A 23784-nucleotide genomic window follows, 5' to 3' on the forward strand; every position below is an offset into this window, starting at 1 on the left:
GGGCTCAACGAGTTTGGTGCGGCTCAGGAGAGCCTTCGCCGAACGTCCTCAAGAGTGCGGAAGAATTATGGCAAAGCGTGATTATTACGAAGTGTTGGGAGTGGAGCGAGGCTCCAGCGAGGCGGATCTGAAGAAGGCTTATCGCCGTCTGGCGATGAAGCATCACCCTGACCGCAACCCTGATGACAAAGCATCGGAAGAGCTGTTCAAAGAGGCCAACGAAGCCTACGAAGTGCTTTCCGACGCCAGCAAGCGCGCAGCCTACGATCAGTATGGCCATGCCGGTGTCGATCCGAGCATGGGTGGCGGCGGTGGTTTTGGCGGCGGCGCCGGTGGCGCCAACTTCTCCGATATCTTCGGCGATGTGTTCAGCGACTTCTTTGGTGGCGGCCGTGCCGGTGGCGGCGGTGGTCGTGGCGGCGCTCAGCGTGGCAGCGACCTGCGCTATACGCTGGAGCTGAATCTGGAGGAGGCGGTTCGCGGTACTAACGTGAATATTCGCGTCCCGACGCTGGTCAACTGCAAACCGTGCGACGGCAGCGGTGCCAAGAAAGGTTCTTCGCCTGTCACATGCCCTACGTGCGGCGGCATTGGTCAGGTGCGCATGCAGCAGGGTTTCTTCTCTGTGCAGCAAACCTGTCCGCGCTGCCACGGCCACGGCAAGATCATCTCTGATCCGTGCGATTCCTGCCATGGCGAAGGTCGCGTCGAAGAGTCCAAGACGCTTTCCGTCAAAGTGCCGCCAGGTGTTGATACTGGTGACCGCATTCGTCTGTCTGGCGAAGGCGAGGCGGGTACTCAGGGTGGTCCGACCGGCGACCTGTATGTCGTGATCAATGTGCGCGAGCACGCGATCTTCCAGCGTGACGGCAAGCACCTGTTCTGCGAAGTGCCTATCAGCTTTACCGATGCAGCGCTGGGTGGCGAGCTTGAAGTGCCTACGCTGGACGGTCGCGTCAAACTGAAAATCCCCGAAGGTACCCAGACCGGCAAGCAGTTCCGCTTGCGTGGCAAGGGCGTCGCTCCAGTGCGTGGCGGTGGTGCCGGTGACTTGATGTGCCGTGTTGCAGTCGAAACCCCGGTCAACCTGAGCAAGCGCCAGCGCGAGCTGCTTGAAGAGTTCCGCACCTCGCTTGAAAACGACGAGTCCCATTCTCCGAAAGCCAGTGGCTGGTTTGAGGGTGTGAAGCGTTTCTTCGGCGATCTGTAAGGCTATCAACGGGAGCAGGGCATGCGACGTATTGCTGTAGTAGGCGCCGCCGGGCGTATGGGCAAGACCTTGATCGAGGCGGTTCAGCAGGCGCCGGGCGCCGGGCTGACCGCCGCTATCGATCGTCCTGACAGCACGCTGGTGGGCGCTGATGCGGGCGAACTGGCTGCGCTGGGTCGTATCGGCGTGCCGTTGTCAGGTGATCTGGCAAAGGTGGCGGACGAGTTCGACGTTCTGATCGACTTTACTCATCCATCGGTGACGCTGAAAAATCTGGCGTTCTGTCGCAAGGCAGGCAAGGCGATGATTATCGGTACCACCGGTTTCAGCGCGGAAGAAAAGCAGCGTCTGGAAGAGGCGGGCAAAGACATTCCAATCGTCTTTGCTGCCAATTTCAGCGTCGGTGTGAACCTGTGTCTGAAGCTGCTCGACACCGCTGCACGCGTTCTGGGTGATGAGGTCGATATCGAAATCACCGAGGCGCACCATCGGCACAAGGTCGATGCGCCGTCCGGCACCGCTTTGCGTATGGGTGAAGTGGTTGCCAATGCGCTGGGTCGCGATCTGGAAAAAGTCGCGGTCTACGGTCGTGAAGGCCAGACCGGCGCGCGTGATCGTCAGACCATCGGGTTTGCGACCATTCGTGCCGGTGACGTTGTGGGTGATCACACCGTGCTGTTCGCAGCGGACGGTGAGCGGGTCGAGATCGCGCACAAGGCATCCAGTCGCATGACCTTCGCCAAGGGTGCTGTGCGGGCTGCAATGTGGCTCGACGGCAAGGCGCCAGGGCTTTACGACATGCAGGATGTGTTGGGTCTGCATTGATTTCATACAGGGTCATTCGTGGCCCTGTCGCATTTTCCCGCATTTCAGGCTCATTGGTGGTAGACCAAAATGGGCCTTTTCTGTAAGCTACAGCTTTAGTGTGTCCACTAAAAGCGCGCAGATGATTCCATAAGAAAGCGGGGTGACGTAACTACGTCATTCCGCTTTTTTGCAGCCTGCGATCGCCCTTTCAGGTTTTATTTACGGGAGGTCTTCTTGACTAAGCCAGCCATACTCGCCCTTGCTGATGGCAGCATTTTTCGCGGCGAAGCCATTGGAGCCGACGGTCAGACCGTTGGTGAGGTGGTGTTCAACACCGCAATGACAGGCTATCAGGAAATTCTTACCGATCCTTCCTACGCCCAGCAGATCGTTACCCTGACTTACCCGCATATCGGCAACACCGGCACCACCCCTGAAGACGCAGAGTCGAATCGCGTCTGGTCTGCCGGTCTGGTCATTCGCGACCTGCCTCTGGTCGCCAGCAACTGGCGTAACAAGCTGTCCCTCGGTGATTACCTGAAAGCCAACAACGTCGTTGCCATCGCCGGCATCGATACGCGCCGCCTGACCCGCATCCTGCGTGAGAAAGGCGCCCAGAACGGCTGCATCCTGGCCGGCGATAACATCACCGAAGAGGCGGCCATCGCCGCTGCCCGCAGCTTCCCGGGCCTCAAGGGCATGGACCTGGCCAAGGAAGTCTGCACCAAGGACACCTACGAGTGGCGTTCCAGCGTCTGGGATCTGAAAACCGACAGCCACCCTGAAATTGCCGCCTCCGAGCTGCCTTATCACGTGGTCGCCTACGATTACGGCGTCAAGGTGAACATCCTGCGCATGCTGGTCGAGCGCGGTTGCCGTGTAACCGTGGTGCCGGCGCAAACGCCTGCCAGTGAAGTGCTCGCCTACAAGCCGGACGGTGTTTTCCTGTCCAACGGCCCTGGTGACCCGGAGCCGTGCGACTACGCCATCAAGGCGATCAGAGAAGTGCTGGAAACCGACATTCCGGTGTTCGGCATCTGCCTCGGCCATCAGCTTCTGGCGCTGGCCGCGGGTGCCAAGACCGTGAAGATGGGCCACGGCCACCACGGTGCCAACCACCCAGTCCAGGATCTGGACACCGGTGTGGTCATGATCACCAGCCAGAACCACGGTTTTGCGGTGGATGAGGCGACCCTGCCGAGCAACGTTCGCGCCATTCACAAGTCGCTGTTCGACGGCACCCTGCAGGGTATCGAACTGACCGACAAGAGCGCATTCAGCTTCCAGGGTCACCCTGAAGCGAGTCCGGGCCCGAACGACGTCGCGCCTTTGTTCGATCGCTTTATCGAAGCCATGGCCAAGCGCCGCTGACCGGTTGCCTTGAGACTGTAATACGCAGGTGCCCAGGGCGGCCCCGGACTCAATGTCCGGTCGCTGCCGCCCAGGCCACCTCAGACAAATGTTCAAGACGGCTTGCCGACTGACCTGCGGATTTGAGTGACAACCCATGCCAAAACGTACAGATATTAAAAGCATCCTGATTCTCGGCGCCGGCCCCATCGTGATCGGCCAGGCCTGTGAATTCGACTACTCCGGCGCCCAGGCCTGCAAAGCTCTGCGTGAGGAGGGTTACCGTGTCATCCTGGTGAACTCCAACCCTGCCACCATCATGACCGACCCGGCCATGGCTGACGCCACCTACATCGAGCCGATCAAGTGGCAGACCGTTGCCAAGATCATCGAAAAAGAACGTCCGGACGCACTGCTGCCAACCATGGGTGGCCAGACGGCTCTGAACTGCGCACTGGATCTGGAGCGCGAAGGCGTTCTGGAGAAGTTCGGTGTTGAAATGATCGGCGCCAACGCTGACACCATCGACAAGGCAGAAGACCGTTCGCGCTTCGACAAGGCGATGAAGTCCATCGGCCTGGCGTGCCCGCGCTCCGGTATCGCGCACAGCATGGAAGAAGCCAACGCAGTTCTTGAAAAGCTCGGCTTCCCTTGCATCATCCGTCCGTCGTTCACCATGGGTGGCACCGGCGGCGGTATCGCTTACAACCGTGAAGAGTTCGAGGAAATCTGCGCCCGTGGTCTGGACCTGTCGCCAACCAAGGAACTGCTGATCGACGAATCGCTGATCGGCTGGAAAGAGTACGAAATGGAAGTTGTCCGCGACAAAAAGGACAACTGCATCATCGTCTGCTCGATCGAGAACTTCGACCCGATGGGTGTGCACACTGGTGACTCGATCACCGTAGCGCCGGCACAGACCCTGACCGATAAGGAATACCAGATCCTGCGTAATGCCTCGCTGGCAGTGCTGCGCGAGATCGGCGTTGAAACCGGTGGTTCCAACGTTCAGTTCGGCATCTGCCCGAATACCGGCCGCATGGTCGTGATCGAAATGAACCCGCGTGTATCGCGTTCCTCTGCACTGGCTTCCAAGGCGACCGGCTTCCCTATCGCTCGCGTTGCCGCCAAGCTGGCAGTGGGCTACACCCTTGACGAGCTGTCGAACGAAATCACTGGCGGCAAGACCCCGGCGTCGTTCGAACCGTCGATCGACTACGTCGTCACCAAGCTGCCGCGCTTTGCCTTCGAGAAATTCGCCAAGGCCGATGCACGTCTGACCACTCAGATGAAGTCGGTCGGTGAAGTCATGGCCATCGGCCGTACCTTCCAGGAATCCCTGCAGAAAGCCCTGCGCGGCCTGGAAGTCGGTGTGTGCGGTCTTGATCCGAAGCTGGACTTGAGCCATCCGGAAAGCATGAGCACGCTCAAGCGCGAGCTGACTGTGCCGGGCGCCGAGCGTATCTGGTACGTCGCCGACGCCTTCCGCGCCGGCATGACGGTCGAAGAAATCTTCGCCATGAACATGATCGACCCATGGTTCCTGGTGCAGATCGAAGACCTGATCAAGGACGAAGAGAAGATCAAGACCCTGGGTCTGTCGGCAATCGACCGTGACGTGATGTTCCGTCTCAAGCGCAAGGGCTTCTCCGACGCGCGTCTGGCCAAGCTGCTGGGCGTTACCGAGAAGAACCTGCGGACGCATCGTCACAAGCTCGAAGTGTTCCCGGTCTACAAGCGCGTCGACACCTGCGCAGCCGAGTTCGCAACCGACACCGCGTACCTGTACTCGACCTACGAGGAAGAGTGCGAAGCCAACCCGTCGACGCGTGACAAGATCATGATCCTGGGCGGCGGCCCGAACCGCATCGGCCAGGGTATCGAGTTCGATTACTGCTGTGTGCACGCCGCGCTGGCGCTGCGTGAAGACGGTTACGAGACCATCATGGTCAACTGCAACCCGGAGACCGTCTCCACCGACTACGACACCTCGGATCGTCTGTACTTCGAGCCTGTCACCCTGGAAGACGTGCTGGAAATCGTCCGTGTCGAGAAGCCGAAAGGTGTGATCGTCCAGTACGGTGGCCAGACGCCTCTGAAGCTGGCGCGTGCTCTTGAAGCTGCCGGCGTGCCGATCATCGGCACCAGTCCCGATGCCATTGACCGTGCCGAAGACCGCGAGCGCTTCCAGCACATGGTCGAGCGTCTGAACCTGCGTCAGCCGCCAAACGCCACTGTGCGCAGCGAAGACGAAGCGATTCGTGCCGCAGCGAAGATCGGTTATCCACTGGTGGTGCGTCCGTCCTATGTACTGGGTGGCCGTGCGATGGAAATCGTTTACCAGGAAGACGAACTCAAGCGTTACCTGCGCGAAGCGGTTCAGGTGTCCAACGACAGCCCGGTGCTGCTGGACCACTTCCTGAACTGCGCAATCGAGATGGACGTCGATGCGGTCTGCGACGGCACTGACGTGGTGATCGGCGCGATCATGCAGCACATCGAGCAGGCGGGCGTTCACTCCGGTGACTCCGCGTGCTCGCTGCCGCCGTACTCGCTGCCGGCTCACATCCAGGACGAGATGCGCGAGCAGGTCAAGAAGATGGCGCTTGAACTGGGCGTTGTCGGCCTGATGAACGTGCAGCTGGCACTTCAGGGCGAAGACATCTACGTCATTGAAGTCAACCCGCGCGCATCGCGTACCGTGCCGTTCGTTTCCAAGTGCATCGGTGTTTCCCTGGCGATGATCGCTGCCCGCGTGATGGCAGGCAAAACCCTGAAAGAGCTGAACTTCACCAAGGAAATCATTCCGAACTTCTACAGCGTGAAAGAGGCAGTGTTCCCGTTTGCCAAATTCCCTGGCGTTGACCCGATCCTCGGCCCGGAAATGAAATCGACCGGTGAAGTGATGGGTGTGGGTGATACCTTTGGCGAAGCGTTTGCCAAGGCCCAGATGGGCGCGAGCGAAGTGCTGCCGACTGGCGGTACCGCGTTCATCAGCGTACGTGACGATGACAAGCCTCTGGTTGAAGCGGTCGCTCGTGACCTTATCAATCTTGGTTTCGAGATCGTTGCCACCGCAGGCACCGCCAAGCTGATCGAGGCGGCAGGCCTGAAAGTGCGTCGCGTCAACAAGGTGACCGAAGGCCGTCCGCATGTGGTCGACATGATCAAGAACGACGAAGTCACTCTGATCATCAACACCACCGAAGGTCGCCAGTCGATCGCGGATTCCTACTCCATCCGTCGCAACGCCCTGCAGCACAAGATTTACTGCACCACTACCATTGCAGCAGGCGAAGCGATCTGTGAAGCGCTCAAGTTCGGTCCGGAGAAGACCGTACGTCGTTTGCAGGATCTCCATGCAGGATTGAAGGCATGATCAAATACCCAATGACCGTCCAGGGCGCTCGCGCCCTGGAAGAAGAGCTGACCCACCTGACCAAGGTGATTCGTCCCAAGTTGAGCCAGGACATCGGTACTGCGCGCGAACTGGGCGACCTCAAGGAAAACGCCGAATACCATGCTGCCCGCGAGCAGCAGGGGATGGTCGAGGCGCGTATTCGTGATATCGAAGGCCGCATGCAGAACGCTGTGATCATCGACGTCACGACTATTCCGCACACCGGCAAGGTGATCTTCGGCACGACAGTCGAAATCGCCAATGTCGAGACTGACGAAAGCGTGGTCTATCAGATCGTGGGTGAGGACGAAGCAGATATCAAGAAAGGCAAGATCTCAGTGGGCTCGCCCATTGCCCGTGCCTTGATTGCCAAGGAAGAGGGTGATGTCGTTGTCGTGAAAACGCCGAGTGGCGTGATCGAGTACGAAATCGTCGAAGTGCGTCATATCTGATGCTGTCGCCCGTTTTTACGGGTGCTTTCAGCGGCAAAAAAGAGTCAGGGCTCGCTTTTGGCGGCCCTGACTTCTGTTTTTATCCGTGTGCGCGGTGGACGTTGGACAGTTGCTTGTTTACCTTTGGGTTCTTGCGATAGATCAACGCCATTTTGCCGATGACCTGAACCAGGTCGGCAGAACCGGCCTTGCACAGTTCTGCGATGGCACCGAGACGGCTTTCGCGGTCGAGGATGTTGAGCTTGATCTTGATCAGCTCATGATCGCTCAGCGCGCGTTCAAGCTCTGCAAGTACACCTTCAGTCAAACCATTGTCAGCCACGATCAATACCGGTTTCAGATGGTGGCCAATGGATTTGTATTGTTTCTTCTGCTCTGGAGTGAGCGGCATAATCTGACCTCTGCGTCTGATCTTTTAAAAGCGGCGGCCAGTTTACCCGAGCGAGTCCGGGACCGCCCAGTTAATCACGACTCGTTTATTTTTGAGGTGCCCCGTGGCCCGTTCCAAGACAAGCCATAACTGGCTCAAAGAACACTTCGACGACAAGTACGTCAAAATGGCACAGAAGGACGGTTACCGTTCGCGTGCCAGTTACAAGCTGCTCGAGATCCAGGAAAAGGACAAACTCATCCGTCCGGGCATGACCGTGATCGACCTCGGCGCGGCGCCGGGAGGCTGGTCGCAGGTGACCAGTCGTCTGATCGGCGGTCAAGGTCGTCTGATCGCTTCCGACATCCTTGAAATGGACAGCATCCCCGATGTGACCTTCATTCAGGGGGATTTTACCGAGGATGCGATTCTTGAGCAGATACTCGAGGCAGTCGGTAATACGCAGGTAGACCTTGTGATTTCCGATATGGCCCCCAATATGAGTGGATTGAGCGCTGTAGATATGCCGCGTGCAATGTTTCTCTGCGAATTGGCGCTCGATCTTGCTGGTCGGGTACTGCGTCCCGGTGGCGATTTTCTGATCAAGGTCTTCCAGGGTGAAGGCTTCGATGTCTACCACAAGGATATCCGCAAGCTGTTCGACAAGGTGCAGATGCGCAAGCCGTCGTCGTCCCGCGACAGGTCCCGCGAGCAATACCTGCTGGCTCGCGGCTTTCGCGGCATTGATGGCGCGGCCAGCATCGAACGTTTTTGACAAGGCGCGATAGCTTTTTTCAAATGGCGTTACCGATGCAGCATGACTGAACATTATGTTGTCAAAGTTTCACAAAGGGTTACAGACGGTGTCTGCCGTATCTGTAGGTTCTGTAGTAAGTTAGGCCGGTGAATATCATGCGAGGCACGCTTGCTGCGTGGAGCTTGCTTCAGAGGGTAGCTAATTGAACGATATGGCAAAGAATTTGATCCTGTGGTTGATCATCGCGGCTGTCCTTGTGACGGTGATGAACAACTTCTCCAGCCCGAACGAGCCGCAGAACCTCAACTATTCCGAGTTCATCCAGCAGGTCAAGGATGGCAAGGTCGAGAAGGTTTCTGTTGACGGCTACGTCATTACGGGCAAGCGCAGCGATGGCGACACCTTCAAGACCATCCGCCCGAACATCCCGGACAATGGCCTGATCGGTGATCTGGTCAGCAACAACGTCGTGATCGAAGGCAAGCAGCCTGAGCAGCAGAGCATCTGGACTCAGTTGCTGGTGGCCAGCTTCCCGATACTGGTGATCATCGCGGTGTTCATGTTCTTCATGCGCCAGATGCAGGGCGGGGCGGGCGGCAAGGGCGGCCCGATGAGCTTCGGCAAAAGCAAGGCGCGTCTGTTGTCAGAAGATCAGGTCAAGACGACCCTGGCTGACGTTGCCGGTTGCGACGAAGCCAAGGAAGAAGTCGGCGAACTGGTCGAATTTCTCCGCGATCCGGGCAAGTTCCAGCGCCTGGGCGGTCGTATTCCGCGGGGCGTGCTGATGGTCGGCCCTCCAGGTACTGGTAAGACGCTGATCGCCAAGGCCATTGCCGGCGAAGCGAAGGTCCCGTTCTTCACGATTTCCGGTTCCGACTTTGTCGAAATGTTCGTGGGTGTTGGTGCGAGCCGCGTTCGCGACATGTTCGAGCAAGCCAAGAAACACGCGCCATGCATCATCTTCATCGACGAAATCGACGCGGTCGGTCGCCATCGTGGCGCCGGCATGGGCGGTGGTCATGACGAGCGTGAGCAGACTCTCAACCAGTTGCTGGTCGAGATGGACGGTTTTGAAATGAATGACGGCATCATCGTCATTGCCGCAACCAACCGCCCTGACGTACTGGATCCGGCGCTGCTGCGTCCAGGTCGTTTCGACCGCCAGGTAGTTGTAGGTCTGCCGGACATTCGTGGCCGTGAGCAGATCCTCAAGGTTCACATGCGCAAGGTGCCAATGGGCGAAGACGTCAACCCGGGCGTTATCGCTCGCGGTACGCCGGGCTTCTCCGGTGCGGACCTGGCCAACCTGGTCAACGAAGCGTCGCTGTTCGCGGCTCGCTCCGGCAAGCGCGTTGTGGAGATGAAAGAGTTCGAACTGGCCAAGGACAAGATCATGATGGGCGCCGAGCGCAAATCGATGGTCATGTCCGATAAGGAAAAGCGCAACACGGCTTACCACGAGGCGGGTCACGCTATCGTTGGTCGTCTGGTGCCAGAGCATGATCCGGTCTACAAGGTTTCCATCATTCCGCGCGGTCGTGCGTTGGGTGTGACGATGTTCCTGCCTGAAGAAGACCGTTACAGCCTGTCCAAGCGTGCGTTGATCAGCCAGATCTGCTCGCTGTATGGTGGTCGTATTGCTGAAGAGATGACTCTGGGCTTCGATGGCGTCACAACCGGTGCCTCCAATGACATCATGCGTGCCAGCCAGATTGCCCGGAACATGGTGACCAAGTGGGGGCTGTCTGAAAAGCTTGGCCCGCTGATGTACTCGGAAGATGAAGATGCAGGTTACCTGGGGCGTGGTGGCAGCCAGAACTCCAGTGTTTCCGGCGATACTGCCAAGCTTATCGACTCCGAAGTGCGCAGCATCATCGACCACTGCTATGGCACCGCCAAGCAGCTGTTGACGGATAATCGCGACAAGCTGGAAGCGATGGCCGACGCGCTGATGAAGTACGAAACCATTGATGCCGACCAGATCGACGACATCATGACCGGCCGTACTCCGCGTGAGCCGCGTGACTGGGGTGGAGGTTCGGGTACCAACGGTACGCCGATCACGCCTGACCCTCGTCCAGAAACTCCGATTGGCGGCCCTGCTGCCGAGCACTAAGGTCTGACATGACATCTGCGCTGTACCCAACCCGGTTGCCTTGCGGCAACCGGGTTCTTGATTTGGCCCATACGCACGTGATGGGCATCCTCAACGCAACCCCAGACTCATTTTCCGATGGCGGCCGCTACAGCCAGCTCGATGCGGCGCTGCGTCACGCCGAGGCAATGGTGCAGGCTGGCGCGACGCTTATCGATGTCGGTGGCGAGTCAACGCGTCCGGGCGCGCGTCCTGTCTCTGCGTCGGAAGAGGTCGAGCGTGTGGCCCCGCTGGTCGAGGTCATCGCGCGCGAGCTGGATGTGATCATCTCGGTGGATACCTCCACGCCTGAGGTCATGCTGGCGACGGCTGGCCTGGGTGCCGGTCTCATCAACGACGTTCGCTCGCTGCAGCGCTCAGGCGCGCTTGAGGCGGCCGCAAGCACCGGTTTGCCGGTCTGTCTCATGCATATGCTGGGCGAGCCCGGAACCATGCAGAATGACCCGCACTACGATGACCTGGTGGGCGAGGTCTGTGCCTTCCTGGCTGAGCGCATGAAGCAGTGCGTCGCTGCTGGCATCGGTCAGCAGCAGATCATTCTCGATCCGGGCTTTGGCTTTGCCAAGACACTGGAGCACAATCTGAGCCTGTTCAAGCATATGGAAGCGCTGCACGCGCTCGGCCGGCCTTTGCTGGTGGGTGTTTCGCGCAAGAGCATGATCGGTGCTGTGCTGGGGCGTCCCGTCGACCAGCGTCTGTCCGGCGGGCTCGCCTTGGCGGTTCTGGCGATGGCCAAAGGGGCAAGAATTCTGCGTGTGCATGATGTCGCCGAAACGGCTGACGTGGTGCGCATGATCGCAGCTGTCGAAGCAGCTGAATAACAACAGTGGGGCATCCATGACTACCAGAAAATATTTCGGAACCGACGGCATTCGCGGTCGTGTAGGGCAATTCCCGATCACGCCCGAGTTCATGCTGAAACTGGGTTGGGCCGCCGGCATGGCGTTTCGCAAGATGGGCGCCTGCCGGATTCTTGTCGGTAAGGACACGCGCATCTCCGGCTACATGTTCGAGTCGGCCCTCGAGGCCGGCCTCTCCGCTGCGGGCGCTGACGTTCTTTTGCTGGGCCCGATGCCGACACCGGCCATCGCCTATCTGACACGTACCTTTCATGCCGAGGCTGGCATCGTCATCAGCGCCTCGCATAATCCGCACTACGACAACGGCATCAAGTTCTTCTCCGGTCAGGGCACCAAGCTGCCTGACGAGATCGAAATGATGATCGAAGAGCTGCTCGACGCACCGATGACCGTGGCTGAGTCCGAGAACCTCGGCAAGGTCTCGCGGATCAACGATGCGGCCGGGCGTTACATCGAATTCTGCAAAAGCAGCGTGCCTACCAGCACTGACTTCGCCGGCCTCAAGGTCGTCATCGACTGTGCCCACGGTGCGACCTACAAGGTGGCGCCCAACGTGTTTCGTGAGCTGGGCGCGCAGGTGGTGGTGCTTTCCGCGCAACCTGACGGGCTCAACATCAACAAGAACTGCGGCTCCACGCACATGGAAGCCCTGCAGGCCGCCGTGCTTGAAGAGCATGCGGACATGGGCATCGGTTTCGACGGTGACGGCGACCGCGTGTTGATGGTTGATCACACCGGGACCATCGTCGATGGCGACGAATTGCTTTACATCATCGCCCGCGACCTGCATGAGCGGGGTCGCTTGCAGGGCGGCGTCGTCGGCACATTGATGAGCAACCTGGGGCTTGAGCTGGCCCTGGCCGAGCAGGGTATTCCTTTTGTTCGGGCCAATGTCGGTGACCGCTATGTGATCGCCGAGCTGCTAGAGCGCAACTGGCAGATAGGCGGTGAAAACTCCGGTCATATCGTCTGTTTCCAGCACGCCACCACCGGTGATGCGATTATTGCCTCGTTGCAGGTGATACTGGCCCTGCGTCGCAGTGGTGTGAGCCTGGCCGAAGCGCGTCTGAAATTGCGAAAGTGCCCGCAAATCCTGATCAACGTACGCTTCGCCGGGTCGGGTGTTGACCCGGTCACGCATCCGTCGGTCCAGGAGGCCTGCGCCCGCGTCACCGAGCAGATGGCCGGGCGTGGCAGGGTACTGCTGCGCAAATCGGGTACCGAGCCGCTGGTGCGCGTCATGGTCGAAGGCGAGGACGAAACGCAGGTCAGGGCGTACGCCGAAGAACTCGCAAAACTGGTTACTGAAGTTTGCGCCTGATTTCGGCTTGCCAGTGTCGGAACTGTTGGGTAACATCTGCGCCCACTTTGACCCACGAGGTGTAGCATGCGTCGCCCAATGGTAGCTGGTAACTGGAAAATGCACGGTACCCGCGCCAGCGTCGCTGAGCTGATCGAGGGTTTGTGCAAGCAGTCTTTGCCAGGCAGCGTCGATATCGCCGTAATGCCTGCCAGTCTGTTTACTTGTCAGGTAGTCGAAGGGCTCAAGGCAACGTCGATCATCGTTGGTGCGCAGGATGCAGCCATTCAGGCTGAGCAGGGCGCGCTGACGGGTGAAGTTGCATCGAGTCAGCTGGCTGATGCAGGTTGCAAACTGGTACTTGTCGGGCACTCCGAGCGTCGTCAGTTGATTGGCGAGCAAGAGGATGTTCTGAACAAGAAGTTTGCGGCGATTCAGGCGAAAGGTCTGACACCTGTGCTTTGCGTAGGTGAAACCCTGGAAGAGCGCAAGGCGGGGCAAACGCTTGAAGTGGTAGGGCGTCAGCTGAGCAGCGTCATCGCCGAGTTTGGCGTCAACGCACTGGTCAACGCTGTTATTGCCTACGAGCCGGTCTGGGCCATTGGCACCGGATTGACTGCTTCGCCTCAGGAAGCCCAGGAAGTGCACGCAGCAATCCGTGCGCAACTGGCACAAGAGAATGCCGAAGTCGCACAAGGCGTGCGACTTCTCTATGGCGGCAGCGTGAAGGCGGCCAATGCGGTCGAGCTCTTCAGCATGCCGGATATCGATGGGGGGCTCATTGGTGGAGCTTCCCTGAATGCAGATGAGTTCGGTGCGATCTGTCGCGCCGCGGGAAACTGAAAAAATGCTGGAAACAGTCGTAATCGTTTTTCACCTGTTGGGCGCTCTGGGCGTTGTCGCTCTGGTATTGCTGCAGCAGGGTAAAGGTGCCGACGCAGGCGCGTCGTTCGGAGCAGGTGCATCAAATACTGTCTTCGGAGGTCAAGGAACCTCTACCTTTCTCAGTAAGTTTACTGCTATACTTGCGGCATGTTTTTTCATAACCAGCTTGGGGTTAGGTTACTTTGCTAAAGAGAAAGCTCAACAGCTGACTCAAGTAGGTTTGCCAGACCCTGCAGTACTGGAAGTGAAGCAAAAGCCGGCAGCAGATGATGTGCCGGTTCTCGAAGGGCAAAAGCCAGCCGCTGTTCCAGCTGACGTACCTCAAGCCCCAGAGAAGAAGTAATACAGAATTCGGCGATGTTCGTGAGGTCGCCAAAAGAGTTGTAATGCCGAGGTGGTGGAATTGGTAGACACGCAACCTTGAGGTGGTTGTGCCCATAGGGTGTAGGGGTTCGAGTCCCCTTCTCGGTACCAATTAACAGGAGAGCCCGCACTAGCGGGCTTTCTTGTAGGTGGATGTTGGATTGACCCAGCAATGGATCGGTCGTATACTTCCGCCCCAGCTTTGTCGCGGGGTGGAGCAGTTTGGTAGCTCGTCGGGCTCATAACCCGAAGGTCGTTGGTTCAAATCCAGCCCCCGCAACCAGTTTTAGCGGAGCCCCTTTTAAGGGGCTTTTTGTTAGCTGGACAGTACATGACGTCGATGTTCAGCGGCGTTTTCAGGGATGGGCTTTTGCCCATTTTTTTATTTCTAAAGCATGCACGAGGGGGTTCAGGTGTCGAGCAAGCTAGAACAGTTGCAGGACTTGTTGGCCCCAGTGGTCGTGGCCCTTGGCTACCAATGCTGGGGAATCGATTTCAGTTCCCAGGGCAAGCATTCGGTGCTGCGCATTTATATCGACAAGGAAGGGGGCGTTCTGGTCGACGACTGTGCAATCGTCAGTCGCCAGATCAGCGGTGTATTGGACGTAGAAGATCCAATCAGCACCGAGTACACCCTCGAAGTATCTTCTCCTGGCATGGAGCGCCCGCTGTTCACTATTGAGCAGTTTGCTTCGTACGCCGGGGAACAAGTGAAAATAAAGCTGCGTTCGCCTTTCGAAGGTCGACGCAACTTTCAAGGCCTTCTCCGCGGGGTGGAGGAGCAGGATGTCGTGGTGCAGGTTGAAGACCATGAGTTCCTGTTGCCGATCGACATGATCGACAAGGCCAACATTATTCCCACGTTTGACTGAGACGTGCCGGTTACTGCGGATCCCGCGGATCCAATGGCTTGCGAAAGGCGAGGCGTACGATGAGCAAAGAAGTACTGCTGGTTGTTGAGTCGGTGTCCAATGAAAAGGGCGTTCCGGCAAGTGTCATTTTTGAAGCGCTGGAGCTGGCTCTGGCCACTGCTACCAAGAAACGTTTTGAAGATGAAGTAGAATTGCGTGTAGAGATCAATCGCCAGACAGGCAACTACGAGACTTTCCGTCGCTGGACAGTTGTCGAAGACGAAGATCTGGACGATCCTGCTTACGAATTGGCCGTGGATCAGGCCCAGGCGAAAAAGCCGGGTGCTGTTGCCGGCGACCTGATCGAAGAAAAAATCGATTCCATCGAATTCGGTCGTATCGCGGCGCAGACCGCCAAGCAAGTCATTGTGCAGAAAGTTCGCGAAGCCGAGCGTGCTCAGGTAGTCGACGCCTACCGCGAGCGTCTGGGTGAAATCATTTCTGGTACTGTTAAAAAGGTTACGCGTGACAATGTCATCGTTGACCTGGGTAACAATGCCGAAGCCTTGCTGGCTCGTGAAGACATCATTTCCCGGGAAACTTTCCGGGTCGGTGTTCGCGTCCGTGCTCTGCTGAAGGAAATTCGCACCGAAAACCGTGGCCCTCAGCTGATTCTGTCGCGTACTGCGCCAGAGATGCTGATCGAGCTTTTCCGCATTGAAGTGCCGGAAATTGCCGAAGGTCTGATCGAGGTGATGGCTGCCTCCCGTGACCCGGGTTCTCGTGCGAAAATCGCTGTTCGCTCCAAGGATAAACGAATCGACCCGCAAGGTGCCTGTATCGGCATGCGCGGTTCGCGAGTTCAGGCTGTTTCCGGCGAGCTGGGTGGCGAGCGTGTGGATATCGTTCTTTGGGACGATAACCCGGCGCAGTTCGTGATCAATGCAATGTCCCCTGCAGAAGTAGCGGCAATCATCGTAGATGAAGACGCGCATGCAATGGATATCGCAGTGGGAGCGGACAACCTGGCCCAGGCTATTGGTCGTGGCGGTCAGAACGTGCGTCTGGCCAGTCAGCTGACTGGCTGGACCCTGAACGTAATGACCGAATCGGACATCCAGGCCAAGCAGCAAGCTGAAACCGGTGACATCCTGCGCAATTTCATCGAAGAACTCGAAGTCGATGAAGAATTGGCACAGGTGCTGGTTGATGAAGGCTTCACCAGCCTGGAAGAGATTGCCTACGTACCGTTGGAAGAAATGCTCAACATCGACGGCTTTGACGAAGACATCGTCAACGAGCTTCGCGCTCGTGCCAAGGATCGTTTGTTGACTAAAGCCATCGCTACAGAGGAAAAGCTGGCAGACGCCCATCCGGCCGAAGACCTGCTCTCGCTTGAGGGTATGGACAAGGATTTGGCGATGGAACTGGCGGTGCGCGGCGTAATTACCCGCGAAGACCTGGCCGAGCAGTCTATAGATGACCTGCTCGACATCGACGGCATTGACGATGATCGTGCCGGCAAGTTGATCATGGCCGCCCGAGCCCACTGGTTCGAGTAATTGGGCGCGGCCTGAGGAGAGAAGTGCATGACGCAAGTCACGGTGAAAGAACTGGCCAAAGTGGTCGACACACCGGTAGAGCGCCTGTTACAGCAGATGCGTGAGGCAGGTCTGCCGCACACCGCCGCCGAGCAAGTTGTGACCGATAACGAAAAACAAGCCTTGTTGACGCACTTGAAAAGCGGTCACAAGGCCAAGGTGGAAGAGCCTCGCAAGATTACCTTGCAGCGCAAAACCACCAGCACCCTGCGCGTTGCTGGCAGCAAGAGCATCAGCGTTGAAGTGCGCAAGAAGAAAGTCTTTGTGCAGCGTAGCCCGGAAGAGATCGAAGCCGAGCGCAAGCGCGAGATGGACGAACGCCGTGCGGTAGAAAACGCCGCTCGTCAAAAGGCTGAAGAAGAAGCCAAGCGTCGCGCTGAAGAAGATGCGCGCAATCAGCCTGCTGCTAGCCAGCCTGCTTCGGCTGCTGCCGAGCCTGTTGCCGCCGCCGAGCCTGTGCGCGAAGCATCGCCAGCAGCAGCTGCTGCTCCGGCACCGGCCAGCGCAGCGCCTTCTGCCGATGCTCGCAAGCGTGACGAACAACGTCGCCCTGACAAGCCTCGTGCTGACGACCGCAACGCCCGTGGCGGCGACGGCGAGCGTAAAAACGCTCCGCATCGTGCTTCGGTCAAGGAGAAGGCTCCGGCCCCTCGCGTTGCTCCTCGCACTACCGACGAAGAAAGCGACAGCTTCCGTCGTGGTGGTCGTGGCAAGGGCAAGCTGAAGAAGCGTAACGCGCATGGTTTCCAGAGCCCTACCGGCCCGGTCATCCGTGACGTTGCCATCGGCGAGACCATCACTGTCGGCGAATTGTCGGCACAGATGTCGGTCAAGGCTGCTGAAGTCATCAAGTTCATGTTCAAGATGGGCACCCCGGTGACTATCAACCAGGTACTGGATCAGGAAACTGCCCAGTTGATCGCCGAAGAGCTGGGCCACAAGGTCACGCTGGTCAGCGACAACGCCCTGGAAGATTCCCTGGCCGAATCGCTGAAGTTCGAAGGTGAGTCGTTCTCCCGTGCACCGGTTGTGACCGTAATGGGCCACGTCGACCACGGTAAGACCTCGCTGCTCGACTACATCCGTCGTGCCAAGGTTGCAGCTGGCGAAGCCGGCGGCATCACCCAGCATATCGGTGCCTACCACGTTGAAACCGAACGCGGCATGGTCACGTTCCTCGACACCCCTGGTCACGCTGCGTTTACCGCCATGCGTGCCCGCGGTGCCAAGGCAACGGATATCGTGATTCTGGTTGTTGCAGCTGACGACGGCGTGATGCCTCAGACCATCGAAGCTGTTCAGCATGCTGTTGCGGCTGGCGTTCCGCTGGTTGTTGCGGTGAACAAGATCGACAAGCCTGGTGCTGACCTCGATCGTATCCGCAGCGAGCTGTCGGTCCATGGTGTGACCTCCGAAGAGTGGGGCGGTGATACGCCTTTCGTTTCGGTTTCCGCGAAGATGGGTACTGGCGTCGACGAATTGCTGGAAGCTGTTCTCCTGCAGGCCGAAGTCCTGGAACTCAAGGCAACTCCGTCGGCCCCTGGCCGTGGTGTTGTTGTCGAGTCCCGTCTGGACAAGGGCCGTGGTCCGGTCGCTACTGTTCTGGTTCAGGACGGTACGCTGCGTCAGGGCGACATGGTTCTGGTCGGTTCGAACTTCGGCCGCATCCGCGCCATGCTCGACGAGAACGGCAAGCCGGTCAAAGAAGCAGGTCCTTCCATCCCTGTCGAGATCCTCGGCCTGGACGGTACACCGGACGCTGGCGACGAGATGAGCGTGCTGTCGGACGAGAAGAAAGCCCGTGAAGTGGCTCTGTTCCGTCAAGGCAAGTTCCGCGAAGTCAAACTGGCCCGTGCTCACGCTGGCAAGCTGGAAAACATCTTCGAGAACATGGGTCAGGCAGAGAAGAAGACGCTCAACATCGTCCTCAAATCTGACGTACGCGGTTCCCTCGAAGCGTTGAACGGCGCCTTGAACGGCTTGGGTAACGACGAAGTGCAAGTGCGCGTGGTCGGTGGCGGTGTCGGTGGTATCACCGAGAGCGACGCCAACCTGGCACTGGCCTCCAACGCAGTACTGTTCGGCTTCAACGTGCGTGCCGACGCTGGCGCGCGCAAGATCGTCGAGCAGGAAGGTCTGGATATGCGTTACTACAACGTGATCTACGACATCATCGAAGACGTCAAGAAAGCCCTTACCGGCATGCTTGGCAGCGACGTCCGGGAGAATATCCTGGGTATCGCCGAAGTCCGCGATGTGTTCCGTTCGCCGAAATTCGGCGCGATCGCAGGGTGTATGGTTCTGGAAGGCACTGTCTACCGTAACCGTCCGATTCGTGTTCTGCGTGAAGACATCGTTATCTTTGAAGGCGAGCTGGAATCCCTGCGCCGCTTCAAGGACGACGCTGCCGAAGTACGTGCAGGCATGGAATGCGGTATCGGCGTCAAGAGCTACAACGACGTCAAGGTCGGTGACAAGATCGAAGTCTTCGAGAAGGTCCAAGTGGCTCGCAGCCTCTAAATCGCGAGCTTCAGGAGTCATGGTGGAAGCCTTGCATGTAAATGCTCTGCTTTCCTCATGGGCTCTAAACGCAACGCCCGGTCTGGCAAGTGTCAGGCCGGGCGTTTGCCGCTTTCAGACTGTCAGGGTTTGGTCCCGGATCAGTAACAGGTAACAAGCATGGCAAAAGAATACAGCCGTACCCAACGTATCGGCGATCAGATGCAGCGCGAACTGGCGCAGCTGATCCGTCGCGAAATCAAGGACCCACGCGTGGGTCTGGTCACCATCACCGCCGTAGACGTCAGCCGTGACGTGGGTCATGCGAAGATTTTCATGACCGTCATGGGCCAGGACAGCGCGGAAGAAATCGCGCAGACCATCAAGGTGCTCAACGCTGCTGCAGGTTTCCTGCGTATGCAGTTGGCCCGTGAGATGAAGCTGCGCAGCGTGCCTCAACTGCATTTCCACTATGACGAAAGCGTCGTGCGTGGCGCGCATCTCTCGGCACTGATCGAGCGTGCCGTGGCAGAAGACGGCCAGCATCAGGAAGGCCCTGCATCGCCGGATGCAAAGCCTGAAAGTACCGAGGAATAAAGAGTGGCTCAGGTCAAGCGTATACGCCGCAATGTCAGCGGGATCATCCTGCTCGACAAGCCACTGGGTTTCACTTCCAACGCCGCTCTGCAAAAGGTTCGCTGGCTGCTCAATGCCGAGAAAGCCGGGCACACCGGCAGCCTTGATCCTCTGGCAACGGGCGTTCTGCCGTTGTGCTTTGGTGAAGCGACCAAGTTCTCTCAGTACCTGCTCGATTCGGACAAGTCCTACGAGACCCTGGCGCAACTCGGTAAAACCACTACCACTGCCGACTCCGAAGGCGAGGTTCTGCTCACGCGTCCGGTGACCGTTGGTCGTGACGATATTGAAGCGGTTCTGCCGCATTTTCGCGGACAAATCAGTCAGATACCTCCCATGTACTCGGCCCTCAAGCGTGATGGCCAGCCACTTTACAAGCTGGCGCGTGCAGGGGAAGTAGTGGAGCGCGAGCCCCGTTCTGTTACTATTGCGCGCCTGGAATTACTTGCTTGCGAAGGTGACACAGCACGTCTGTCCGTCGATTGCAGCAAAGGCACCTATATCCGCACGCTGGTCGAGGATATCGGTGAGAAGCTTGGTTGTGGTGCTTATGTCGCAGAGCTGCGTCGTACCCAGGCCGGGCCTTTCACGCTGGCTCAGACAGTGACGCTGGAAGAGCTCGAGCAGGTGCATGCCGACGGCGGCAATGAAGCGGTTGACCGTTTCCTGATGCCATCGGACAGCGGTCTACTGGACTGGCCGCTGTTGAAGTTTTCGGAACACAGTTCGTTTTACTGGTTGCATGGTCAGCCAGTACGCGCGCCGGACGCACCGAAATTCGGTATGGTTCGCGTGCAGGATCACGAAGGTCGCTTCATCGGTATCGGTGAAGTCGCCGAAGACGGGCGCATTGCGCCGCGTCGCCTGATTCGGTCAGAGTGACCGAAACCAGTCCAGCCGTCGGCTTGCCGGCGAGTGGGGTGGAACGAGGATGGCTGTCAACAGGCACGGTCATACCTCATTTTTTAATACGAGGATCTGTCCTCGGCCTGTTGGAAACGTTTCTCCGGAAACGCTTCCTTGCACAAAAGGATTGCCCACATGGCACTCAGCGTTGAAGAAAAAGCTCAGATCGTAACCGACTACCAGCAAGCTGTTGGTGATACTGGTTCGCCAGAAGTGCAAGTTGCACTGCTGACCGCCAACATCAACAAACTGCAAGGCCACTTCAAGGCCAACGGTAAGGACCACCACTCGCGTCGTGGTCTGATCCGTATGGTAAACCAGCGTCGCAAGCTGCTGGATTACCTGAAAGGTAAGGACGTTAGCCGTTACAGCGCCCTGATCGGTCGTCTGGGTCTGCGTCGCTAATAACGACGTTGCTAGAGGTTGGTTGTCTGTCACGATCCGTCGGGTTTTCCCGGTGGTTCTGGCAGGCTCCCAGCCTCAAGTTTTATCTGGGCTGTGGAAGGGGCCGATTCCCCGCGCTGCCCAAGAATTCGCAAGAAACCAGTTCCCCAAGAGCCACAAAGAAAGGTAGGAAACCGTGAACCCGGTAATCAAAAAGTTTCAGTTCGGTCAATCGACCGTAACCCTCGAGACAGGCCGTATCGCCCGTCAAGCCTCTGGTGCAGTATTGGTCACCGTTGACGACGACGTCAGCGTACTCGTGACTGTGGTCGGCGCCAAACAGGCTGACGCTGGCAAAGGCTTCTTCCCTCTGTCCGTGCACTATCAGGAAAAAACCTACGCTGCCGGCAAGATTCCTGGTGGTTTCTTCAAGCGTGAAGGCCGTCCTTCCGAGAAAGAAACCCTGACTTCGCGCCTGATCGACCGTCCGATCCGCCCGTTGTTTCCAGAAGGCTTCATGAACGAAGTGCAGGTCGTCTGCACCGTCGTCTCCACCAGCAAGAAAATCGATCCGGACATCGCTGCGATGATCGGTACTTCGGCTGCCCTGGCCATCTCCGGTATCCCGTTTGACGGTCCGGTCGGTGCTGCCCGCGTTGCTTTCCACGAAAGCACCGGCTACCTGTTGAACCCGACTTACGAGCAGCTGCAGGCTTCGAGCCTGGACATGGTCGTTGCCGGTACTTCCGAAGCCGTTCTGATGGTTGAGTCGGAAGCCAAAGAGCTCACCGAAGACCAGATGCTGGGCGCTGTGCTGTTCGCGCATGACGAGTTCCAGGTCGTGATCAACGCCATCAAGGAACTGGCTGCCGAAGCCGCCAAGCCTACCTGGGCCTGGCAGCCTAAGCCTGAAGCGACTGAACTGCTGAGCGCTATCCGCTCCGAGTTCGGCGAAGCGATCTCCCAGGCTTACACCATCACCGTCAAAGCCGACCGTTATGCGCGTCTTGGCGAGCTGAAAGATCAGATCGTTGCCAAACTGGCCGTGGAAGAAGGCAGCCCGTCTGCCAGCGAAGTCAAAGCCGCTTTCGGCGAAATCGAATACCGCACCGTTCGCGAAAACATCGTTAACGGCAAGCCGCGTATCGATGGCCGTGACACCCGCACCGTTCGTCCTCTGAACATCGAAGTCGGCGTTCTGCCAAAGACTCACGGTTCGGCACTGTTCACCCGTGGCGAAACTCAGGCGCTGGTCGTTGCCACGCTGGGTACTGCACGTGACGCACAGCTGCTCGATACCCTCGAAGGCGAGAAAAAAGACCCCTTCATGCTGCACTACAACTTCCCTCCGTTCTCGGTGGGCGAGTGTGGTCGCATGGGCGGCGCAGGTCGTCGTGAAATCGGTCACGGCCGTCTGGCCCGTCGCAGTGTCCAGGCCATGCTGCCAGGCTCTGACGTGTTCCCGTACACCATCCGCGTCGTGTCGGAAATCACCGAGTCCAACGGCTCCAGCTCCATGGCTTCGGTCTGCGGTGCTTCCCTGGCTCTGATGGACGCTGGTGTGCCGATGAAGGCGCCGGTTGCCGGTATCGCCATGGGGCTGGTCAAGGAAGGCGAGAAGTTCGCGATTCTGACCGACATCCTGGGTGACGAAGACCACCTGGGTGACATGGACTTCAAGGTAGCCGGTACCTCCAAAGGTGTTACCGCGCTGCAGATGGACATCAAGATCAAAGGCATCACCGAAGAAATCATGGAGATCGCCCTGGGCCAGGCCCTGGAAGCTCGCCTGAACATCCTCGGCCAGATGAACCAGATCATCGGTCAGTCGCGTAACGAACTGTCGGCCAACGCTCCGACCATGATCGCGATGAAGATCGACACCGACAAGATCCGTGACGTGATCGGCAAGGGTGGCGCAACCATCCGTGCCATCTGCGAAGAGACCAAGGCTTCGATCGACATCGAAGACGACGGCTCGATCAAGATCTTCGGCGAGTCCAAGGAAGCGGCTGAGGCAGCACGTCAGCGCGTTCTGGGCATCACCGCAGAAGCGGAAATCGGTAAGATCTACGTCGGCAAGGTTGAGCGCATCGTCGATTTCGGCGCATTCGTCAACATCCTGCCGGGCAAGGACGGTCTGGTTCACATCTCGATGCTGAGCGATGCTCGCGTAGAGAAAGTGACCGACATCCTCAAGGAAGGTCAGGAAGTCGAAGTACTGGTACTGGACGTGGATAACCGCGGCCGTATCAAGCTGTCTATCAAAGACGTAGCCGCAGCGAAAGCGTCGGGCGTCTGATTGATCTGAGCGGCATGTAAAAAAGGACTCTTCGGAGTCCTTTTTTTATGAGCGCAATTAGAGGCTTACCAATGGAGCATGCAAACTGCTCGGTGCAAACATGCATCTTGCAAGCCCGGGTTTGCACGAACGGGCAATCTGCACGACTCAGCAAAATAGAGAAAAACATAAGCAATTGATTTTAAAGGTTATTTTAGCTGTCTCATTTTTGGCACACCGCTTGCGATATACCTGTTAACCCTGCCACCACATGCTGGTGCAGATTTTGAGAAAAACAGGAGTTATCGTATGAAGAAGTTCGCTATTGCCGCTGCTACCGCTACTGCCCTGACTCTGACCATGGCCAACGCTGCTTTCGCACAGACCTCGGCCCAAGCGCCAATGGTTCTGGCAGCTAACACCACTACTCAAGAAGTCAAAGAAGATACTTCTGATACCTGGATCACCACCAAAGTCAAAGCCGACCTGCTGACCGAAAAAGGCATCCCAGGCTCGGACATCAAGGTTGAGACCAACAAAGGCGTGGTTTCCCTGTCCTCCATGGTAAAAGTGACTGAAGCTCAGAAAACTACTGCCGTCGCTATCGCCAAGAAGATCAAAGGCGTTAAAGACGTATCGGCTGCTGGCCTGAAAGCCGAGTAATCGAATACTGCTCATGAACAGCCGCAGTCATTGATTGATGGAAGGTTCATGCGA

At 58.0% G+C, this 23784-nt stretch carries 20 protein-coding genes and 2 tRNA genes; 21 read left to right on the plus strand and 1 reads right to left on the minus strand.

Annotated elements, in window-relative coordinates:
• The first annotated feature begins 67 nt into the window (after positions 1 to 67).
• The 5 genes from dnaJ (at position 68) to greA (ending at position 7219) form a co-directional block, all read left to right on the plus strand.
• Positions 68 to 1210, plus strand: a complete 1143-nt coding sequence (dnaJ, locus tag JOE29_RS03940; RefSeq protein WP_003395180.1) for a molecular chaperone DnaJ — start codon at positions 68 to 70, stop codon at positions 1208 to 1210.
• Between the two features lie 21 nt (positions 1211 to 1231).
• A complete protein-coding gene (dapB, locus tag JOE29_RS03945) occupies positions 1232 to 2035 on the plus strand; it encodes a 4-hydroxy-tetrahydrodipicolinate reductase (RefSeq protein WP_210078812.1) in 804 nt (267 codons plus the stop codon).
• A 216-nt stretch (positions 2036 to 2251) separates the two neighbouring features.
• Positions 2252 to 3388 (plus strand): glutamine-hydrolyzing carbamoyl-phosphate synthase small subunit, encoded by a 1137-nt coding sequence (carA, locus tag JOE29_RS03950; protein ID WP_003395184.1) that lies wholly within the window; start codon positions 2252 to 2254, stop codon positions 3386 to 3388.
• 136 nt (positions 3389 to 3524) lie between these two features.
• Entirely contained in the window at positions 3525 to 6746 is a 3222-nt protein-coding gene (carB, locus tag JOE29_RS03955; RefSeq protein ID WP_003340565.1) for a carbamoyl-phosphate synthase large subunit, read from the plus strand.
• Positions 6743 to 7219 carry a transcription elongation factor GreA gene (greA, locus tag JOE29_RS03960; protein ID WP_003340567.1) on the plus strand — a complete coding sequence of 159 codons (477 nt, stop codon included), beginning with the start codon at positions 6743 to 6745 and terminating at the stop codon, positions 7217 to 7219. Before carB ends, greA begins: the two co-directional genes overlap by 4 nt.
• 79 nt (positions 7220 to 7298) lie before the next feature.
• Here the strand turns inward: greA and JOE29_RS03965 are convergent, their stop codons facing one another.
• Positions 7299 to 7610, minus strand: coding sequence for a YhbY family RNA-binding protein (locus JOE29_RS03965; RefSeq protein WP_003340569.1), 312 nt, complete (start codon positions 7608 to 7610; stop codon positions 7299 to 7301).
• Between the two features lie 103 nt (positions 7611 to 7713).
• Between JOE29_RS03965 and rlmE the strand changes: the two genes are divergently transcribed.
• The 16 genes from rlmE (at position 7714) to JOE29_RS04045 (ending at position 23730) form a co-directional block, all read left to right on the plus strand.
• On the plus strand, positions 7714 to 8364 hold the full coding sequence (gene rlmE / locus JOE29_RS03970) for a 23S rRNA (uridine(2552)-2'-O)-methyltransferase RlmE (RefSeq protein ID WP_003313635.1): 651 nt from the start codon (positions 7714 to 7716) through the stop codon (positions 8362 to 8364).
• Between the two features lie 193 nt (positions 8365 to 8557).
• Positions 8558 to 10462: an ATP-dependent zinc metalloprotease FtsH gene (gene ftsH, locus JOE29_RS03975; RefSeq protein WP_003313633.1), complete on the plus strand. Its 1905-nt coding sequence runs from the start codon at positions 8558 to 8560 to the stop codon at positions 10460 to 10462.
• Between the two features lie 8 nt (positions 10463 to 10470).
• Positions 10471 to 11322 (plus strand): dihydropteroate synthase, encoded by an 852-nt coding sequence (gene folP, locus JOE29_RS03980; protein ID WP_122255260.1) that lies wholly within the window; start codon positions 10471 to 10473, stop codon positions 11320 to 11322.
• Between the two features lie 16 nt (positions 11323 to 11338).
• Complete coding sequence (glmM, locus tag JOE29_RS03985; RefSeq protein WP_210078813.1) at positions 11339 to 12682, plus strand: phosphoglucosamine mutase; 1344 nt, start codon at positions 11339 to 11341, stop codon at positions 12680 to 12682.
• A 66-nt stretch (positions 12683 to 12748) separates the two neighbouring features.
• Positions 12749 to 13504 carry a triose-phosphate isomerase gene (gene tpiA, locus JOE29_RS03990; protein ID WP_058444171.1) on the plus strand — a complete coding sequence of 252 codons (756 nt, stop codon included), beginning with the start codon at positions 12749 to 12751 and terminating at the stop codon, positions 13502 to 13504.
• Positions 13505 to 13508: 4 nt separating this feature from the next.
• Entirely contained in the window at positions 13509 to 13889 is a 381-nt protein-coding gene (gene secG / locus JOE29_RS03995) for a preprotein translocase subunit SecG (protein WP_003313628.1), read from the plus strand.
• A gap of 45 nt (positions 13890 to 13934) precedes the next feature.
• Positions 13935 to 14020, plus strand: a tRNA-Leu gene (locus tag JOE29_RS04000).
• A gap of 95 nt (positions 14021 to 14115) precedes the next feature.
• Positions 14116 to 14192 (plus strand) — tRNA-Met (locus tag JOE29_RS04005).
• Positions 14193 to 14322: 130 nt separating this feature from the next.
• Positions 14323 to 14781, plus strand: coding sequence for a ribosome maturation factor RimP (gene rimP / locus JOE29_RS04010; protein WP_002555126.1), 459 nt, complete (start codon positions 14323 to 14325; stop codon positions 14779 to 14781).
• 59 nt (positions 14782 to 14840) lie between these two features.
• Complete coding sequence (gene nusA, locus JOE29_RS04015) at positions 14841 to 16322, plus strand: transcription termination factor NusA (protein ID WP_003340582.1); 1482 nt, start codon at positions 14841 to 14843, stop codon at positions 16320 to 16322.
• Positions 16323 to 16349: 27 nt separating this feature from the next.
• Positions 16350 to 18881, plus strand: coding sequence for a translation initiation factor IF-2 (infB, locus tag JOE29_RS04020; protein WP_003395204.1), 2532 nt, complete (start codon positions 16350 to 16352; stop codon positions 18879 to 18881).
• A gap of 159 nt (positions 18882 to 19040) precedes the next feature.
• On the plus strand, positions 19041 to 19457 hold the full coding sequence (rbfA, locus tag JOE29_RS04025) for a 30S ribosome-binding factor RbfA (protein ID WP_003424544.1): 417 nt from the start codon (positions 19041 to 19043) through the stop codon (positions 19455 to 19457).
• Between the two features lie 3 nt (positions 19458 to 19460).
• Entirely contained in the window at positions 19461 to 20378 is a 918-nt protein-coding gene (gene truB, locus JOE29_RS04030; RefSeq protein ID WP_004416157.1) for a tRNA pseudouridine(55) synthase TruB, read from the plus strand.
• Between the two features lie 159 nt (positions 20379 to 20537).
• Complete coding sequence (gene rpsO, locus JOE29_RS04035; RefSeq protein ID WP_002555121.1) at positions 20538 to 20807, plus strand: 30S ribosomal protein S15; 270 nt, start codon at positions 20538 to 20540, stop codon at positions 20805 to 20807.
• A gap of 175 nt (positions 20808 to 20982) precedes the next feature.
• A complete protein-coding gene (pnp, locus tag JOE29_RS04040; RefSeq protein WP_210078814.1) occupies positions 20983 to 23088 on the plus strand; it encodes a polyribonucleotide nucleotidyltransferase in 2106 nt (701 codons plus the stop codon).
• 288 nt (positions 23089 to 23376) lie between these two features.
• A complete protein-coding gene (locus JOE29_RS04045) occupies positions 23377 to 23730 on the plus strand; it encodes a BON domain-containing protein (protein WP_003313621.1) in 354 nt (117 codons plus the stop codon).
• The last annotated feature ends 54 nt before the right edge of the window (positions 23731 to 23784 follow it).

Origin of the sequence: Pseudomonas sp. PvP009 (assembly GCF_017832995.1) — a bacterium.
GTDB lineage: Bacteria > Pseudomonadota > Gammaproteobacteria > Pseudomonadales > Pseudomonadaceae > Aquipseudomonas > Aquipseudomonas syringae.

Bases quoted from the DNA above. Each gene is read 5' to 3' on its own strand.
- dnaJ (WP_003395180.1), top strand. From the start codon at position 68: ATGGCAAAGCGTGATTATTACGAAGTGTTGGGAGTGGAGCGAGGCTCC.
- dapB (WP_210078812.1), top strand. From the start codon at position 1,232: ATGCGACGTATTGCTGTAGTAGGCGCCGCCGGGCGTATGGGCAAGACC.
- carB (WP_003340565.1), top strand. From the start codon at position 3,525: ATGCCAAAACGTACAGATATTAAAAGCATCCTGATTCTCGGCGCCGGC.
- greA (WP_003340567.1), top strand. From the start codon at position 6,743: ATGATCAAATACCCAATGACCGTCCAGGGCGCTCGCGCCCTGGAAGAA.
- JOE29_RS03965 (WP_003340569.1), bottom strand. From the start codon at position 7,610: ATGCCGCTCACTCCAGAGCAGAAGAAACAATACAAATCCATTGGCCAC.
- ftsH (WP_003313633.1), top strand. From the start codon at position 8,558: ATGGCAAAGAATTTGATCCTGTGGTTGATCATCGCGGCTGTCCTTGTG.
- folP (WP_122255260.1), top strand. From the start codon at position 10,471: ATGACATCTGCGCTGTACCCAACCCGGTTGCCTTGCGGCAACCGGGTT.
- glmM (WP_210078813.1), top strand. From the start codon at position 11,339: ATGACTACCAGAAAATATTTCGGAACCGACGGCATTCGCGGTCGTGTA.
- tpiA (WP_058444171.1), top strand. From the start codon at position 12,749: ATGCGTCGCCCAATGGTAGCTGGTAACTGGAAAATGCACGGTACCCGC.
- secG (WP_003313628.1), top strand. From the start codon at position 13,509: ATGCTGGAAACAGTCGTAATCGTTTTTCACCTGTTGGGCGCTCTGGGC.
- nusA (WP_003340582.1), top strand. From the start codon at position 14,841: ATGAGCAAAGAAGTACTGCTGGTTGTTGAGTCGGTGTCCAATGAAAAG.
- infB (WP_003395204.1), top strand. From the start codon at position 16,350: ATGACGCAAGTCACGGTGAAAGAACTGGCCAAAGTGGTCGACACACCG.
- rbfA (WP_003424544.1), top strand. From the start codon at position 19,041: ATGGCAAAAGAATACAGCCGTACCCAACGTATCGGCGATCAGATGCAG.
- rpsO (WP_002555121.1), top strand. From the start codon at position 20,538: ATGGCACTCAGCGTTGAAGAAAAAGCTCAGATCGTAACCGACTACCAG.
- JOE29_RS04045 (WP_003313621.1), top strand. From the start codon at position 23,377: ATGAAGAAGTTCGCTATTGCCGCTGCTACCGCTACTGCCCTGACTCTG.